Below are 15676 nucleotides of genomic sequence, written 5' to 3' on the forward strand. Positions count from 1 at the left end.
GAAAGGCAGGAGCCTGGTTCTATGAGAAGACGAATCGGCATTGAAGACATCGAGGACATGGCCCTTGGCGCCACGGTCCTGGGCGCGGGCGGCGGCGGCGACCCCTACGTGGGCAAGCTCATGGTCATCGAGGCCATCCGCAAGTACGGCGACATTGAGTTGATCAGCCCCGATGAGGTGCCCGACGACGCCACCGTGGTGGTGTCGCAGATGATGGGCGCCCCCACCATCATGGTGGAGAAGGTGTGCAGCGGCGTTGAGCCCATGGTCACCTACGACGAAATGGTGAAGGAGCTGGGCGAGGAGCCCTACGCCATCTACGCTGTGGAGGCCGGCGGCGTGAATTCCATGATTCCGTTCATCCTGGGCGCCACGCGCCAGATTCCCGTGGTGGACGCCGACCTGATGGGCCGCGCGTTCCCCGAGCTGCAGATGACCACGCTGGGCATCAACGGCGTGAAGGGTATGCCCGCGGTGCTGGCCGACGAGAAGGGCAACACCGTCACCGTGCGCGCCGTCGACGACGTGTGGCTGGAGCGCATCGCTCGTCAGGCCACCTCGGTCATGGGCGGCTACACCATTCTGGCCAGCTACCAGTGCACCGGCCGCCAGCTGAAGGAGTTCGGCATCCACGGCACGCCCACCCTGTGCCAGGAAATCGGTCGCACCCTGCGCGAGGCGCGCGAGAACCATACCGACCCCATCGATGCGGTGCTGGAGGTAACAAAGGGATTCCGCCTGTTCAAGGGCAAGGTTGTGGACGTCGACCGCAAGACCGACGGCATGTTCGTGCGCGGGCAGGCCGTGGTGGACGGCCTTGATGACGACAAGGGCAGCCAGCTGGTCATCAAGTTCCAGAACGAGAACATCATCGCGCTCAAGGACGGCGAGCCGGTGTGCACGGCGCCCGACCTTATCGTGTCGCTGGACGCCGAGTCGGGCACGCCGGTGACCACCGAGGGCCTGAAGTACGGCGCCCGCGTGGTGGTGTGCGGCCTGCCATGCGACCCGCAGTGGCGCACGCCCCAGGGGCTCAAGGTAGTGGGGCCGCGCTACTTCGGCTACGACGTGGACTACGTGCCCATCGAGGAGCGCGCGGCAGCGGCAGGTCTTTCGGGAGCCTGCGGCAACGGAAAAACTGACGGGGAAGGAGCGTGCGCGTAATGGCATCGAGCAACGAGCGCACCTGGCGTCTTGGCATCGACGTCGGCGGCACGAACACCGACGCGGTCATCATCGACGGCAATCTGAAGCTGGTGGCCGCCACGAAAAGCCCCACCACCGAGGACGTGATGAGCGGCATCGAGGCCGCCATGCACGAGGTGGTGAGCCAGATTGGGCCCGAGGCGGCGAAGAACATCGGCTTCGCCATGCTGGGCACCACCCACTGCACCAACGCCATCGTGGAGCGCAAGCGCCTGAACAAGGTGGTGGCGCTGCGTATCGGCGCGCCGGCCACCACGGCTATCAGCTGCATGGCCGACTGGCCTCAGCAGCTCAAAGACGCCATGAGCGTGCGCGACTTCATCGTGCACGGCGGCCACGAGTTCAACGGCCAGCTCATCAACGACCTGGTGGATCAGGAGATTCGCGAGGTGGCCCGCACCGTGCGCGATGAAGGCTTCGAGTCCGTGGCGGTGACCAGCGTGTTCTCGCCCGTGTCCGACGCCCATGAGGTGCGCGCCGGCCAGATTCTGCGCGAGGAGCTGGGTGAGGACTTTCCCATTTCGCTGTCGAGCGAGATCGGCACGCTCGGGTTCCTGGAGCGCGAGAACGCCACCATCCTTAACGCCGCGCTGCACGACGTGGCCATCACCACCGCGACTAGCTTCGAGGCGGCGCTTGCGGCCGAGGGCCTGACCGACGTGGCCGTGTACCTGGGCCAGAACGACGGCACCCTCATGAGCGTGGACTATGCGAAGCGCTATCCCATCTTCACCATCGCCTGCGGTCCCACCAACTCCATCCGCGGTGCGTCGTTCCTTACCAAGGAAAAGGACGCCGTTGTGGTCGATATCGGCGGTACCACCACCGACGTGGGCGTGCTGACGCACGGCTTCCCCCGCGAGTCCATGGTGGCGGTCGAAATCGGCGACGTGCGCACGAACTTCCGCATGCCCGACCTGGTGAGCGTGGGTCTGGGCGGCGGCTCCATCGTGCGGCAGCAGCCCGACGGTTCCGTGACCGTGGGCCCCGACTCCGTGGGCTTTCGCGTAACCCGCGACGCGCTCTGCTTCGGCGGCGAGGTGCTTACGGCTACCGACATCGTGGTGGCGAAGGGCATCGCGCCCGGAGTGGGCGACCCGTCCCTGGTGGCCGGTCTGGACCCGGCCCTGGTGGAGGTGGCCTACGCCGAGATCACCCGCATCATCGAGGACGCGGTGGACGCCATGAAGACTTCCGCCGGCGACATCACCGTCATCCTGGTGGGCGGCGGCTCCATCCTGGCTCCGTCGAAGCTGGAAGGCGCCGGCGAGGTGCTGCGCCCGGAGAACTTCGGCGTGGCTAACGCCATCGGCAGCGCCATCTCCCAGGTGTCCGGCCAGGTGCAGAAGGTCTACTCGCTCACCGACACGCCCCGCGACCAGGCCATTGCCAACGCCAAGGCGCTGGCTTGCGAGAACGCCATCGCCGCCGGGGCCGACCCTGACACCGTAGAGGTCATCGACGTGGAGGACATCCCGCTAGCTTACCTGGGCGACGCCCTGTGCGTGCGCGTGAAGGCCGTGGGCGACCTTATGCTGTAGGGCGCGACGCCGGCAAGCTCGGTATTCAAGCTGGTTTCAGGTGCAGGCCCCTGCTTCGGCGGGGGTCTGCTCGTGTTACGCTGAAAATGCTATGGGTCGGCAGGATCAAGCGGTTCCCAGGAAAGGACGCGCCATGATAGTCCTCGTGGTCAATGCGGGCAGTTCCACGCTGAAATGCCAGCTTATTCAAACGGACGGCAAGATTCGCCTGATGAAGAGCCTGGCCGAGCGCATCGGGGACGCGGATGCCGTCATGGAGGTGGCTTTCGCGCCGGACTTCCAGAAGCAGGTGTTTCCCGTGCCCGGGCTTACGGTGGAGCAGTGCCTGGGCCGCCTGCTGGACCTGCTGTCCACCGATCCGGCGTCTCCCATAGGCAGCCTGTCCGAAATCCAGGCCGTGGGCAACCGCATCGTGGCCGGCGGCGAGTACTTCAGCGAATCGGTGCTGGTGGACGACGAGGTGTTCGCGAAGCTGCTGCGCTGCGAGGAGCTGGCGCCGCTGCACAACCCCCACGCCGACGCCTGCATCCGCCTGGTGGCCGAGCGCCTGCCCGGCGTGCCGCAATCCGCTGTGTTCGACACCGCTTTCCACCAGACCATGCCGCCGAAGGCATACATGTACCCGCTGCCCATGCACTACTACACCGACGAGGGCATCCGCCGCTACGGCGCCCACGGAACCAGCCACCGCTACGCGGCGCAGCAGGCAGCCAACCTGCTGGAGCGGCCGCTGGAGGACTTGGGGCTCATCACCTGCCACTTGGGCAGCGGCGGCTCCATCACGGCGGTGAACCACGGGCGCTCCGTCGACACCACCATGGGCTTCACGCCGCTTGAAGGGCTCATGATGGGCACGCGCTCCGGCTCCATCGACCCGGCCATCGTCACCTACATCATGCGCCGCGACGGCCTCAGCTTCGACGAGATGGACGCCATCCTGAACAAGGAGTCGGGCATCTTGGGAATTTCGGGCATCAGCTCGGACATGCGCACGGTGCTGCAGGCGGCCGAGGGCGGCGACGAGAACGCCGAGCTTGCGGTGGACATGTACGTGTACAAGGTGCAGAAGGCCATCGGCTCGTTCTATGCGGCTATGACCAGGACCGACGCCGTGGTGATGACGGCGGGCATTGGCGAGAACTCGGCCCAGCTGCGTGAGCGCATCTTCGCGGGCCTGGCGCACATGGGCATGATCTTGGACAAGGAGAAGAACCACGTGGTGGGCGCCATCGGCACGAACCGCATCGTGAGCATCGACGACAGCCCCATTAAGATCTGCGTGGTCACCACCGACGAGGAGATGCGCATCGCCCGCGAAACCGACGCGCTGGTGGAGGCAATGCGCGGGTGACCGTGCGGCAATGGTAGACTTGCGAACGCTCAGAAAGGCGGTCAGCTTATGAATCAGGACGAAATTACTCAGCGAATCGACGCGTATCTGGATGCCCACTGGGACGACATGGTGGCCGACATCGATGCGCTGGTGCGCATTCCCAGCTACTTGGAAGAGGACAAGGCGGATGCTGCCGCGGCTGCGCCTTTCGGGCCCGGGCCTCGTGCGGCGCTGACGGCGGCACTTGACCGGGCGGCGGCCATGGGCTTTGCCACCCAGGACGTGGACGGCTACATGGGCATCGCCGACCTGTCTGGCGAAAGCGACACGCAGATCGGCATCATCGGACATATGGACGTGGTGCCCGAAGGCCCTGGCTGGACCTTCCCGCCGTTCCAGGTCACGCGCAAGGACGGTTACCTTATCGGCCGCGGCGTCATCGATGACAAGGGGCCGTCGGTGGTGGCGCTGTGGGCCATGAAGTTCTGGAAGGACCTGCAGGACGAAGGTACGGCGGCGCGCTTCCCCTACACGGTGCGCTTTCTGTTCGGCACCAACGAGGAGACGGGCATGGGCGACGTGCCCTACTACCTCGAGCGCTACGACGACCCGGCCTTCCTTTTCACTCCCGATGCGGAATTCCCCGTGTGCTACGGCGAGAAGGGTACCTTCCACGGGCGCATCCTAAGCGAGCCCATGGTCGAGCGAAACGTGCTGGAACTGCATGGCGGGGCCGCCGAGAACGCGGTGCCCGGCCAGGCCGAGGCGCTGGTACGGGTGGCGCCCGGCACGAAGCTTGAAAGCACCGATCGCGTGCAGGTGCTGTGGCCTGTCGACGACCAGGTGCGCCTGGTGGCCTCGGGCAAGAGCGCTCATGCCTCCCTGCCCGAGGGCGGCGTGAACGCCATCGGCCTGCTGGTGGATTACCTGCTGGAGAATCAGCTGCTCACGAACAAGGAGCGGGCGTTCTTTGGCTTCGAGAAGAAGCTGCTCGACCACACCGACGGAAGCGGCGTGGGCCTTGCGTGCGCCGACGAGCACTTCGGGCCGCTGACCATCGTGGGCGGCACGGTGGATACGGAAGGCGACCGCTTCGTGCAGACCGTGGACAGCCGTTTCCCCACCGCCACCTCGGCCGACGAGGTCTTGGAGACGCTGCAGCTGGAAGCGGGCAAGGTGGGCGCCGCAGTGGACCGGACGCTGGCCATGGACCCGTTCCTGGTGCCACCGGACAGCCCGGTCATCCAGGCGCTGCTGAAGGCATACAACGAGGCTACCGGCGACAATGCGAAGCCCTTCACCATTGGCGGCGGCACCTACGCGCGCAAGTTCGCCTGCGCCGCCAGCTTCGGCCCGGAGATGCTGGGCCAGCGCAACCCCGACTGGGTGGGCGCCATGCACGGCCCCGACGAGGGCGTGTCCGAGGAGCTGCTGCGCCAGGCGTTTCGCATCTACGCGCTGACCTTGGGCGAGCTGATGGCGCTGGATTTGTAGGCTGCGGCAGGCGGGGAAGTACGTGGCGGCAGGGCGGCGAAGAGAGGCGAGGCGGCGGGTGGCCATGGAATCGTGGCATCCGGCGGCGCTGCTTGGCTTCTTCGCGGCGGCCCTGGTGCTGACGGTGGTGGTGCAACGGCCGGCGTTTCAGGTGGCGGCCGCGGCCGCGGCTTTAGCGCTGCTGCTTTCGGTACGCGGTGTGGCGGCGTGGCGGACGGTTGGGACGCTGGTGCCGGTGGTTCTGGCGGTCGCACTAGTGAATCCCCTGGTGAACAGCCAGGGCGCCACGGTGATCGCGATGCTCCCCTGGGGACGTCCCTACACGTTGGAGGCGTTGCTGTTCGGCGTGCAGACAGGCACCATGCTGGCCACCATGCTGTTGTGGTTCGCGAGCTTCAACGCGCTTGTGGCCGGCGAGAAGCTGTCGTATCTGATCGGCGGATCGGCTCCGGGCGCTGCGCTGGTGTTCACGATGGTGCTGCAGCTGGTACCGCGGTTTCAGCGGCGGGCGCAGACGGTGTTCGCCGCCTTCGACGGGCTTGGCATGGGGCACGGTCGCGGCAGTGCGGCGCAGCGCGTTCGCCAGGGCGCCCGGGAGCTTTCGGCGCTCACCGGCTGGGCGCTCGAAGGATCCATCGTGACGGCCGATTCCATGCGCGCGCGGGGTTTCGGCAGCGGACGTCCCATGCGCTTGACGGTGTACCGGGTGGGTGCGGCGCAGGCGGCGACTTGGGCGGCCATGGGGCTGCTGCTGGCGGTTGCGGTGGTGGGCATCGCGGGCGGATGCGCGACGGCGCAGTTCGTTCCTGTGGTTTCCTTCCCGCCGCCCGACGGGCTCTTTTGCGCGAGCTTGGTTTCGTTTACGCTGTTCCTAGCAATGCCTTCCCTGGTCAACGCCGCAGAAAGGCTCCGATGGCGCTTATCGCTTTCCAGAATCTGACGTTTCGCTACCCCGGTGCGGGCGAACCGGCCCTGGACGACGTGTGCCTGGAGGTGGGGCGGGGAAGCCTGCTGTGCCTTATGGGCCGAAGCGGCTGCGGAAAGACCACCCTGGTCAGGCAGCTGAAAACGGCGCTGGTGCCCAAGGGCGCGCGCAGCGGGCGCGTGCTGCTTAACGGCGCCGACGTGGATGCCGTAGGCCTGCGCGACCAGGCGCGGCTTGTGGGCTACGTGGGGCAGGCCCCCGATTCGCAGCTGGTGTGCGATACCGTCGGCCGAGAGCTGGCCTTCGGTTTGGAGAACGTGGGCGCTCCGCGCGAAGAGGCCGCCGTGGCCGTGGCGGAAACGGCCAGCTACTTCGGGCTGCAGGAGCTGATGGACTGTCCGGTGGCCGAGCTTTCGGGCGGTCAGAAGCAGCTGGTGAACCTGGCTGCGGTGCTGGCGCTGCGGCCGCAGGTGCTGGTGCTCGACGAGCCCACGAGCCAGCTGGACCCGGTGGCCGCTGGGGAGTTCCTGGCCACCGTTCGGGCTGTAAACGACGATTTGGGGCTGACGGTTATTCTGGTGGAGCAGCGTTTGGAGGCGGCTTTCGCCATGGCCGACCAGGTGGTTGTGATGGCGAACGGGCGCGTGGCGTTTCAGGGCAGCCCGGAGGAAGTCGCCGCTAGCCTGGGGAAATGCAATCACGAACTGTGCCGCTGCCTTCCCTCGGCTGCGCGCATCGCCCTTGCGCTTTCGGGCGGGACGTTGCAGCCGTGCCCGCTGACTGTGCGCGAGGGACGGCGCTGGCTCGAAGGGCATCTGGGCGGTTGTCAGGTGTGGGCGTGCTCGGCGGCCGACCCTGCGGCTGGCACGGCAGAGAGCGCGGGTTCGGCGAGGTCGGGTGCAGGAGAGCGGCCTGTTTGCCGTCCCGCCTTGCGGCTGCGCGATGTGTGGTTTCGCTACGGGCGCGATTTGCCGGACGTGCTACGCGACTTGTCGCTGACCGTGGAAGCGGGACAGCTGTTCGCACTGGTGGGCGGCAATGGGGCGGGGAAGTCCACGCTGCTTTCCCTGGCTTGCGGTCTGCGCACACCTTATCGCGGGCGCGTGGAGACGTTCGGGAACCGCTGCGCGCTTCTGCCCCAGGACCCGCAGGCGCTGTTCAGTTGGGACAGTGTGGCTCAGGAGCTTGACGACATGGTTGGGGCTGACGTTGCGGGCGCGGCGAGCGCGGGTGGTGCGGGCGATTCCGCCTATGGAGGCAATGCGGCCGTTACGACCGAAGAGGTGGCGGCCCTCTGCCACCTGGAGGGCCTGTTCGACCGGCATCCGCTTGATCTGTCCAGCGGCGAGCAGCAGCGGGTCGCCCTGGCCAAGGCGCTGCTGGTAAACCCGTCGGTGCTGCTGCTGGACGAGCCCACCAAGGGTCTTGACGCCCTGTTCAAGGCGGAGCTGGGCGCCTTGCTGCAACGGTTGGCCCAGCGGGGCCTTACCGTGGTGGCGGTCTCTCACGACGTGGAGTTCTGCGCCGAATGGGCCGACCGGGCGGCGCTGCTCTTCGACGGCGCCATCGTGGCCTCGGGCGCGCCCTCGCAGCTGTTCGCCGCCTCGGCGTTCTACACCACCGCCGCCAGCCGCATCGCCCGCGACGCGGTTCCGGGCGCCGTGACCGTGGAGGACGTGGTGAGCGCATGTCGAAACCTGTAGAGCAGGGAGCGCCAACAACGCAGGCGGTTCAGCCCGAAGTGCTGCAGTCCTTGCCGCCGCGGCCGACGTTGCCGTCCGAGTCGCCCACGCCCATCGGTCGCCCTGGCCGTTCGCCGGCCCGCGCAACGCTTCTGGCCACCGCGGTCTCCATCCTGGGCGCGGTGGTTGCGGTGGTGGCGTGCGCTCTGGTGGGCGGGCGCAGCTACGTGGCGGGCAGCATCGCGGTGGTGCTCTGCTCCCTGGTGCCGTTTTTGGTGCGCTTCGAAAGCCGCAGGTTACAAGCCCGCGAGCTGGTCACCGTGGCGGTTATGGCCGCGCTTGCCGTGGCGTCGCGGGCGGCGTTCGCCTGGGCTCCCGGCTTCAAGCCCATCTTCGCCGTCATCATGGTGGCCGGGGTGGCGCTGGGGCCGTCGTCGGGCTTCTTCGTGGGGGCGGTATCGGCGTTGGCCAGCAATTTCCTGTTCGGGCAGGGGCCGTGGACCCCGTGGCAGATGCTGGGCTACGGTTTGTGCGGCTTCGTGTTCGGCCTGCTGGGGCATGCGGGCGTTCTGCCGCAGGGCCGCTGGTCGGCGAAGACGAAGGCCCTGGCGTGCGTCCTGGGGTTCCTCACGGTGTTCGCCCTGTGCGGGCCGGTGCTCGACACCAGCTCGCTCTTCTTTTTGCTCTCCCGCATCACGCCCGGGGGCGTGGCCGCCGTATACCTGGCCGGCGCCCCCGTGAACGCCATCCACGGCGCTGCCACCGCCGCAACGTTGTTCCTGATAGCGAATCCCCTGATGGGAAAGCTGCAACGCCTCCGTGAGAAGTACGGCGTGGGGGAGTAGGGGGCGCGAGCGAACGGTTCTGGCCATTTCGTCGAGCTCGGGTGAACGGTTGCTCTGTCGCCGGCAGGATTCAAGAGCGCATTGCAGCTGATGGGATGCGAAGCGGCCCCGCCGCCACACTCGGTCGGAGTCGCGTCCCAGCGGCGCCTGGTTGGCGCGAAGTGCAAGCAGCTTGGCGTCGAATTCGGTCGGATGCCCCGCCGCAAGGCGCAATTAGCCTCGCCCAATGTGCTGCGCAGGGCCTTTCGCATCTTCTTCTGCGCAAGGTGCCTTTCTTGGGTAAAAGAAACTAAGCCAGACTAAAGAAACTAACCGCCTCTCGTGGCTTGAGATTCCACGGCAATCTCTGCTGTGCGCTTCCTTGTCTGCGCGAGTTTCTTCCCGAATATCTCGGGTGGCAGCCGATTTCCGCGGCGCTGGGCCCTGGGTTTTCGCTGGGGACTTTCGCTTACCTTGTTGCTGCTGTTTTGCTCGTGGTACCATCGATGGTCATTGCTTGTATGGGCTACAACGGGGAAGGTTCGGGGTAGGAAGCATCGTGGACGACGGGGGCATCATGCTGTGGGTGGCAGGGTTTGCGCTGGTGGCAGCTCTGATCGTTCCGGGGTATCTGCTGATTCGCTCCTTTGGCGCGTCGCGGTTGGCGGCGCTTTCATGCGCGCCTGTGGTTATGGTGGGGCTCTACGTGGTGCTTGGCATGGCCCTGGGCTCCGCCGGGGTGTTTACGACCGGGCCGGTGCTGGTCGGCTGCGCTTTGGCGCTGGCGGTAGCGGCTCGCGGCTTGGCCCACCTGGTGCGTCGTCGCAGCTCGCGCAAGTCGTTTCGATCGGTGGCACTGCCCTGCGAACAGACGCCGTCGCAGGTGGCTGCGCAGGCGTGTGCTCCCAGCGTGCTTCGGCGGGCGACCGATTGGCTGCTTCTGGCGTTGTACCTGGTGCTCGGCATCGCGGTTACCGCGTTCATGACCGCGTCGTGCCTGACGTCCCCCGAGTCCATCGTTCAAGAGTACGACAACGTTCATCATCTGGGCGTCGTGCGGGCGTTTCTGCAGTCGGGCTTGTGGTCGCCCTTCGCGGCGAACCTGTACAGCGCACCCGATGCGGTTGCGTTCAACCCGCTGCCGCTGGGCGGTTTCTATCCCACGGCGTGGTCGATGCTCGCGGCCCTTGCGGCCAGCCTGACGGGGTGCAGCGTTCCCGTGGCGGCGAATGCGCTGAACTGCGCCGTCGCGGGCGTCCTGTACCCGGTAAGCCTCTTCTTCCTGATGCGGGTGCTGTTTCCGGCTCGCCGCGACGTGGTTGTTGCTGGTTCGGTGGTGATGCTGGCCTCCACGCAGTTTCCCTGGGCGCTCATGATTTTCGGGCCGCTGTACCCCAACATGCTGGCCTACGCCCTTATGCCTGCGGTGGCGGCTTGCTTCATTTGCTGGCTGGGCCCCGTGCGGACCTTCGGACGGAAAGGCGGCGCCGCCGAATCCGCGGCCGCTTGCTATCCGCTTGCCCGCCCCGCCGCTCACGGTCGATGGTTCGCCCTTGTGCTCGTAGGCATGGTGACCTGCGTGTTCGCTCAGCCAAACGCCGTGTTCTCCCTAGGCGTGTTCCTGGCGCCCTACATTGTGGCGAAAGCCTATGGCCACGGGCGACAGCGCGCGGCAGCCCGCGCGGCAGGGCTTCGGTGGGCGCTGGCAGCGTGCGTGCTGATAGCGCTCGCATGGATTGCGGTCTTCAGTGTCCCTCTGGTGCAGGCGGTCGCCGGTTTCACCTGGGCCGCTACCAAGACGCTTCTCCAGGCACTGCGTGAGTCGGGCCTGTTCATGTTCCGCTTTGCGTCGCTGAACGTAGCCCTTACCGCGTGTTTGTGGCTGGGCATCGCGTGGACGCTCAAGCATCGCCGCTGGCTGTGGGTGAGCTGCTCGTTCGTGGTGCTTTCGGCGCTCTACGTGGTGGCCCAAACGGTCGACGGCCCGGTGAAGGCGCTGCTCACAGGCTTTTGGTACACCGATTCGCTGCGGTTGGCCGCGGCGGCGGTCATCTTCGCCATGCCCCTTGTGGCCATGGGCTTCGCCGCCCTCGCTCGCTTGCTCGCAGGCCTGCTAGCCCGTCTTTTCCGCATGGAATCGCCGGACCAAGCCCATGGGGAAGCCCGCAAAATCGGCAGTTTCACGCAAAAAAATGCACGAACCTGCCGATTTTGCGGGCTCCGCGCTTCCGTCGGCGCTGTGTTGGCGGCGCTCTTCCTGGTTGTGAGCTTCGGCCCGTCGGTCCCTGTCAGTCTGGGGCCGCTCGGCCACCTGGGGCCCGATGACGAGTGGATACAGCCCAGCACGGGCATGGGGGCGGTGGTGGGCTCGCTCGCGTCCATGACCGACGGCGCCGTAAGCCCGAAGCTGACGGACGACGAGCGCGAGTTCATCCGCCAGGTCCAGCAGATCGTGCCCGCTGGAGAGCCCATTGCCAACCTGCCCTTCGACGGGAGCGCCTGGGCCTTCGGAGCCATGGGGCTGAACGACTACTACCGCTACATCGGCACCTACGGGGTGGAGGGCGAGACGCCGGAAAGCCGCCTGGTGCGCCAGCATCTGGACGAGTACGCCTCCAACGCCGACGTGCGCGCGGCTGCGGACAAGCTGGGCATTCGCTACGTGCTGCAGCTCGACCAGGGCGCGCCTGTTCCCGGACCCCAGGACGCCGCGTTCCTGCACGCCGTGGACGACGGCTTCGACTGGAGCGGCCTGACCGACATCACCGACGATACCCCCGGCTTCACCCCGGTGCTCTCCCAGGGCGACATGCGCCTCTACAAGATCGGCTAGGGCCCTTCGCCGCCTGCGCGAGCTATTCGGCGTCGTTGCCGCGGCCGTTCTGGAAATCGCTGACCGCCTTAAGCAGCTCGTCGCGGGAGGTCACGCCCACTTTCCGGTAGATATGGCGTGTGTGGGTGCGCACGGTGTTGTCGGAAATCACCAGGGTCTGCGAGATGAACGTGGAGCTGTGTCCGCGTCCCAGGTATTCCATGATCTCCTGCTCGCGTTGGGACAGCCCGTGGGTCTCGGCGAAAAGCCGCCAGTCGACCGGGAGGTTGCGGGGGAGGGGCGCCTGGTCGCTTTGCTGGTCTTTCACCAGCCGTCGCCAATGCTGCACCGCAGGCGAGAGCGCCAAATAGGCGAAATAGGCGATCCAGGTGACAAGCATGAACACGCGCGCGTCGCCGTCCCACGCCTTCACTAGTTCCCAAAGCGCCATTCCCGCCAGGGCCGCCAAGCCGTAGCTGGCGTAGACGAAGGCGACCGTGAGAACCGCCGGAAGCTCCCCGGCTCGCAGGATGGCCACCAGGTGGCTGAGGGCAAGGATCGTCACCGACCCGTACAGGGCGAAGAACAGCACGTCGAAAGCTTCCGGGGCAAGGGCGCCCTCATCCGAGAGCATGCGGGCGCCGAACATGAGCAGCACCATAGCGGGCAGCATGACCCGGTAGACGAACGGGAGGACGGGCCTGTCGAAGCGCTGGGTGATCAGGAACAGGAAGATTGCCACCGCAACGCAGAACCCGGCTGCCTCGACGGGGAGATTGAGCAGCGTGAGCGAGTCGATTCCCATGATGGCGTCGGTGAACGCAAGGATGACCAGGCCGTAGGTGGGGGCATGGATGGCCCGTGCGATTCTGCGGACGTCGTCAATCTTGAGGGCGGGTGTGCCGTCCTGGTCCTCGGTCAGTTTTGGCGGTGCGCCGAATTCGGTGCGGCGGACAAGCGGCACGATGGAGGCCGCAAAGCTCAAGACGACGAAAAGGCCCAGACCCACGGGCGCAGCAAGCTGGGCGAAGGCGAAGCCCGCAAGAACGGCCATCCCCAAGGAGACGGCGATGTAGAAGAAGGTAGAGCGCAGCCCCAGCTGCCGATAGGCCAGGCCCCAGCCCAGATACAGCGAGAAGCCGCCGACTCCCTGGAGCACGCCGGCAGCCGCCACCAGGGCGATGTGGGGCGCTTCCGAAACCGCGGCGGCAGCGAAGCAGAGGCTTCCGGCCACGTAGGAGATGCTCCCCGCCATTCGCGTGCGGGTGCCGCCGAGCTGCCGTTTGCGCCCGTGAATCGCAACCGCCGCTATGCCCGCGACAACCATGGCGGCGCAGCCGATGAAGCTCAAGGCCACGGCGAAATGCGCGGTCTGACCCAGGGTGGCGACGAAGGCGAAACAGGGGACGTAGAGCAGCGACGTTGCCAGCAGTGCGGCAAGCCCGAACGGCCATGCGCCCTTCCAGAGCCTCTTCTTCGAAGCCTCGTTTTCCTTGTGCGCCATGGGCGGAACGCTCCTTGTTCTCCCGCGGTTCCCTCCGATACGCTGCCGCGAGCTTCCGTAAGCATAGCATTGGCCGCTGCGGGCAGCGTCGGCGATACTTCCGAGTCCTATGCCGTTGGCAAAGTAAAACATCAAAATCACCAATCGCGGTGATAGGGCTGCGGCGAAGTTCGCGCATTCCGGTGATTCCTCGCGTCGCCATCGGCGGACATCATAGCCGGGTGCGGTTCACCGTGTAGGGGCGCAGAGGGAAGGCGGGGCGGCGAAGCCTCGCGGGGCGCCGACGGACGGCCGCAGGTACGTTTCGGGAACGATTGAGGAGAAAGGGACCTCTTATGACCGAATCTTCTATCAGCCGCCGCAGCCTGTTCAAGATGGGCGGCCTTGCGGCTGCCGGCATCGCGGCGGGGGCCACGCTGGGCGCGTGCTCGCCTGCGGGCGGCTCCGACGACAAGGGCGCCGCAACCGACGCCACTACCGCCCAGGCCACTACCGGCACTCCGGCGGCCGGCAACGCCGCTACCTCCAGCTGGCGCACACCGCCGGCCGAGGTGACCGACTTCGTGAACGAGTACGACTACGAGGTGGTGTGTGTGGGCCACGGCTACGCCGGCATGTGCGCCTGCCGCGAGCTGGCCGAGTCCGGCAAGAAGGTGGCCCTCATCGAGGTGCAGGCCGAGGACACCTACACCGCCACCGGCAACGAGAGCGCCGCGCTCAACTCCAAGCTGCTCGACCGCTTCGACATCCCCCATGTGGACCCGGTGGAGTACTACCAGAACTGGATGGCCATGACCCAGAACTACCCCAACGGCGAGCTGGTCATGAAGTTCTGCCAGAACATGGGCGAGGCGAACGACTGGTACTACTCGGTGCTCTCCGAGGATGAGCTGGCCACCATGACCTCCCACGGCTGGCCGAGCACTGAGCATCGTCTGACCGCGGTCGGCCCCTTCAAGTTCTATCCGGGCACCGCCACCTTCGAGGCCGAGGGCGTGAAACAGACCCAGATTCTTACCCACAACCGCGAAGCTGCCAAGGCCCTGGGCGCCGACTTCTACTTTGAGACCGAGGCTCAGTACCTGGTCATGGACAACGGCGCCGTAGCGGGCCTGGTGGCCTCCACGCCCGAGGGCAACGTCAAGTTCAACTGCAAGGCCGTTGTGGTGGCCACCGGTGGCTTCTGCAACAACAATGAGATGCTGGCCGACCTGATCCCCGACATGATCGGCAACTTCGTGGAGGGCGAGGAAGTGGCCCCCGAGGGCGGCAACGGCATCTCCTTCGGCCGCGGCATCCAGATGGCCTACTGGGCCGGTGCTCGCCTGGAGCAGATCTCCATCCCCACCATGAACGGCAAGCACCTCGACCCGCCCACCAATCGCACCAACGTGCCTCAGGCGGTGTGGCTGGACAGCAACGGCAAGCGCTTCTGCAACGAGTTCTTCCCGGCCGTCGAGCACCGCGGCGTGCCCACGATTTATCGCGAGCGCCAGGACATCCACTGCGTCTTCGACAGCGACATCCTCACCTACCTGGAGTACTGCGTGCCCCAGCATGGCACGTTCAACCCCACGGAAAGCGCGCTGGAGGGCGTGGCGAAGTCCATGGAGGTGGCCCGCGCCAAGTTCGAGGGCACCTACGACGAGAGCAAGGCCGAGGAGTTCCGCGCCCAGGTGAACGTGACCGCCTGCGCCGACACCCTTGAGGGCCTGGCCGAGCAGATCGGGCTCACGGGCGAGGCGGCCAAGAACTTCGTCGCTTCCGTGGAGCGCTACAACGAGTTCTGCAAGACCGGCGTCGACACCGAGTTCGGGCGCTACAAGGAGACGCTGTTCCCCGTGGTGAACCCGCCGTTCTACGCCGCTACGGGCACGTCGAACATGGGCAAGATCATGTGCACCGTGGGCGGCATCATCACCGACGGCGAGCAGAACGCCCTGGATGCCAACTTCCGCCCGATCCCCGGCCTGTACGTGTCGGGCAACGACTGCGGGCGCCGCTTCGGCAACGAGTACTTCACGCCTACTCCTGGTGTGAGCCTGGGCATGGCCATCACCCTCGGACGCGAGTGCGGTCGCTCGGTGAAGGCGTTCTTGGAGGCGTAGCCCGGCGCCGCTGAGATTCGGCGGCTCCGACAGTCTCGGCAGCCGCAGCAGCTCCCGCATCTCCAGCAGCCGCAGCAGATACAGCATCCCCGGCAGCTTCAGCGGCTAGGAAGCGGGCCCGCCAGCGCAGGTTGGCGGGCCCGCTTCGCATTGGTGCCATCGCCAACTGTTAGCGCCGCGCTGGGGTTGGGGGCACGCAAGTGCGAACGGTGCGGCGCGGCCGTGGCGGCATCGCAGAACCGATTTG

At 66.6% G+C, this 15676-nt stretch carries 10 protein-coding genes; 9 read left to right on the forward strand and 1 reads right to left on the reverse strand.

Features of this window, described 5'->3' with window-relative positions:
- Positions 1-21 precede the first annotated feature (21 nt).
- The 8 genes from NFR41_RS00590 (at position 22) to NFR41_RS00625 (ending at position 11838) form a co-directional block, all read left to right on the forward strand.
- The gene (locus NFR41_RS00590) at positions 22-1164 is read left to right on the forward strand and encodes an S-methyl thiohydantoin desulfurase family protein (RefSeq protein WP_160213286.1); all 1143 of its coding nucleotides are present in this window, start codon (positions 22-24) and stop codon (positions 1162-1164) included.
- Positions 1164-2747 carry a hydantoinase/oxoprolinase N-terminal domain-containing protein gene (locus NFR41_RS00595; RefSeq protein WP_160213287.1) on the forward strand — a complete coding sequence of 528 codons (1584 nt, stop codon included), beginning with the start codon at positions 1164-1166 and terminating at the stop codon, positions 2745-2747. Before NFR41_RS00590 ends, NFR41_RS00595 begins: the two co-directional genes overlap by 1 nt.
- 133 nt (positions 2748-2880) lie before the next feature.
- Positions 2881-4098 (forward strand): acetate/propionate family kinase, encoded by a 1218-nt coding sequence (locus tag NFR41_RS00600; protein WP_251230268.1) that lies wholly within the window; start codon positions 2881-2883, stop codon positions 4096-4098.
- A gap of 48 nt (positions 4099-4146) precedes the next feature.
- Entirely contained in the window at positions 4147-5574 is a 1428-nt protein-coding gene (locus tag NFR41_RS00605) for a Sapep family Mn(2+)-dependent dipeptidase (protein ID WP_251230269.1), read from the forward strand.
- 58 nt (positions 5575-5632) lie between these two features.
- Positions 5633-6514, forward strand: a complete 882-nt coding sequence (locus NFR41_RS00610) for an energy-coupling factor transporter transmembrane component T (protein ID WP_251230270.1) — start codon at positions 5633-5635, stop codon at positions 6512-6514.
- Positions 6487-8202, forward strand: a complete 1716-nt coding sequence (locus tag NFR41_RS00615; protein ID WP_251230271.1) for an ABC transporter ATP-binding protein — start codon at positions 6487-6489, stop codon at positions 8200-8202. Before NFR41_RS00610 ends, NFR41_RS00615 begins: the two co-directional genes overlap by 28 nt.
- Positions 8187-9026 (forward strand): ECF transporter S component, encoded by an 840-nt coding sequence (locus NFR41_RS00620; protein ID WP_251230272.1) that lies wholly within the window; start codon positions 8187-8189, stop codon positions 9024-9026. Before NFR41_RS00615 ends, NFR41_RS00620 begins: the two co-directional genes overlap by 16 nt.
- A 538-nt stretch (positions 9027-9564) precedes the next feature.
- Positions 9565-11838 (forward strand): DUF6541 family protein, encoded by a 2274-nt coding sequence (locus NFR41_RS00625; protein ID WP_251230273.1) that lies wholly within the window; start codon positions 9565-9567, stop codon positions 11836-11838.
- Positions 11839-11860: 22 nt separating this feature from the next.
- Here NFR41_RS00625 and NFR41_RS00630 read toward each other — a convergent pair whose 3' ends face one another.
- Positions 11861-13321, reverse strand: a complete 1461-nt coding sequence (locus NFR41_RS00630) for a helix-turn-helix transcriptional regulator (protein WP_251230274.1) — start codon at positions 13319-13321, stop codon at positions 11861-11863.
- Positions 13322-13656: 335 nt separating this feature from the next.
- Between NFR41_RS00630 and NFR41_RS00635 the strand changes: the two genes are divergently transcribed.
- Positions 13657-15429: an FAD-dependent oxidoreductase gene (locus tag NFR41_RS00635; RefSeq protein WP_251230275.1), complete on the forward strand. Its 1773-nt coding sequence runs from the start codon at positions 13657-13659 to the stop codon at positions 15427-15429.
- Positions 15430-15676 lie beyond the last annotated feature (247 nt).

The organism is Adlercreutzia aquisgranensis (assembly GCF_943193145.1).
Classification (GTDB): domain Bacteria; phylum Actinomycetota; class Coriobacteriia; order Coriobacteriales; family Eggerthellaceae; genus Xiamenia; species Xiamenia aquisgranensis.

What these genes read in the sequence shown, in the direction of transcription:
- NFR41_RS00595 (WP_160213287.1), top strand. Translation starts at nt 1,164, where the DNA reads ATGGCATCGAGCAACGAGCGCACCTGGCGTCTTGGCATCGACGTCGGC.
- NFR41_RS00620 (WP_251230272.1), top strand. Translation starts at nt 8,187, where the DNA reads ATGTCGAAACCTGTAGAGCAGGGAGCGCCAACAACGCAGGCGGTTCAG.
- NFR41_RS00590 (WP_160213286.1), top strand. Translation starts at nt 22, where the DNA reads ATGAGAAGACGAATCGGCATTGAAGACATCGAGGACATGGCCCTTGGC.
- NFR41_RS00630 (WP_251230274.1), bottom strand. Translation starts at nt 13,321, where the DNA reads ATGGCGCACAAGGAAAACGAGGCTTCGAAGAAGAGGCTCTGGAAGGGC.
- NFR41_RS00605 (WP_251230269.1), top strand. Translation starts at nt 4,147, where the DNA reads ATGAATCAGGACGAAATTACTCAGCGAATCGACGCGTATCTGGATGCC.
- NFR41_RS00600 (WP_251230268.1), top strand. Translation starts at nt 2,881, where the DNA reads ATGATAGTCCTCGTGGTCAATGCGGGCAGTTCCACGCTGAAATGCCAG.
- NFR41_RS00635 (WP_251230275.1), top strand. Translation starts at nt 13,657, where the DNA reads ATGACCGAATCTTCTATCAGCCGCCGCAGCCTGTTCAAGATGGGCGGC.
- NFR41_RS00615 (WP_251230271.1), top strand. Translation starts at nt 6,487, where the DNA reads ATGGCGCTTATCGCTTTCCAGAATCTGACGTTTCGCTACCCCGGTGCG.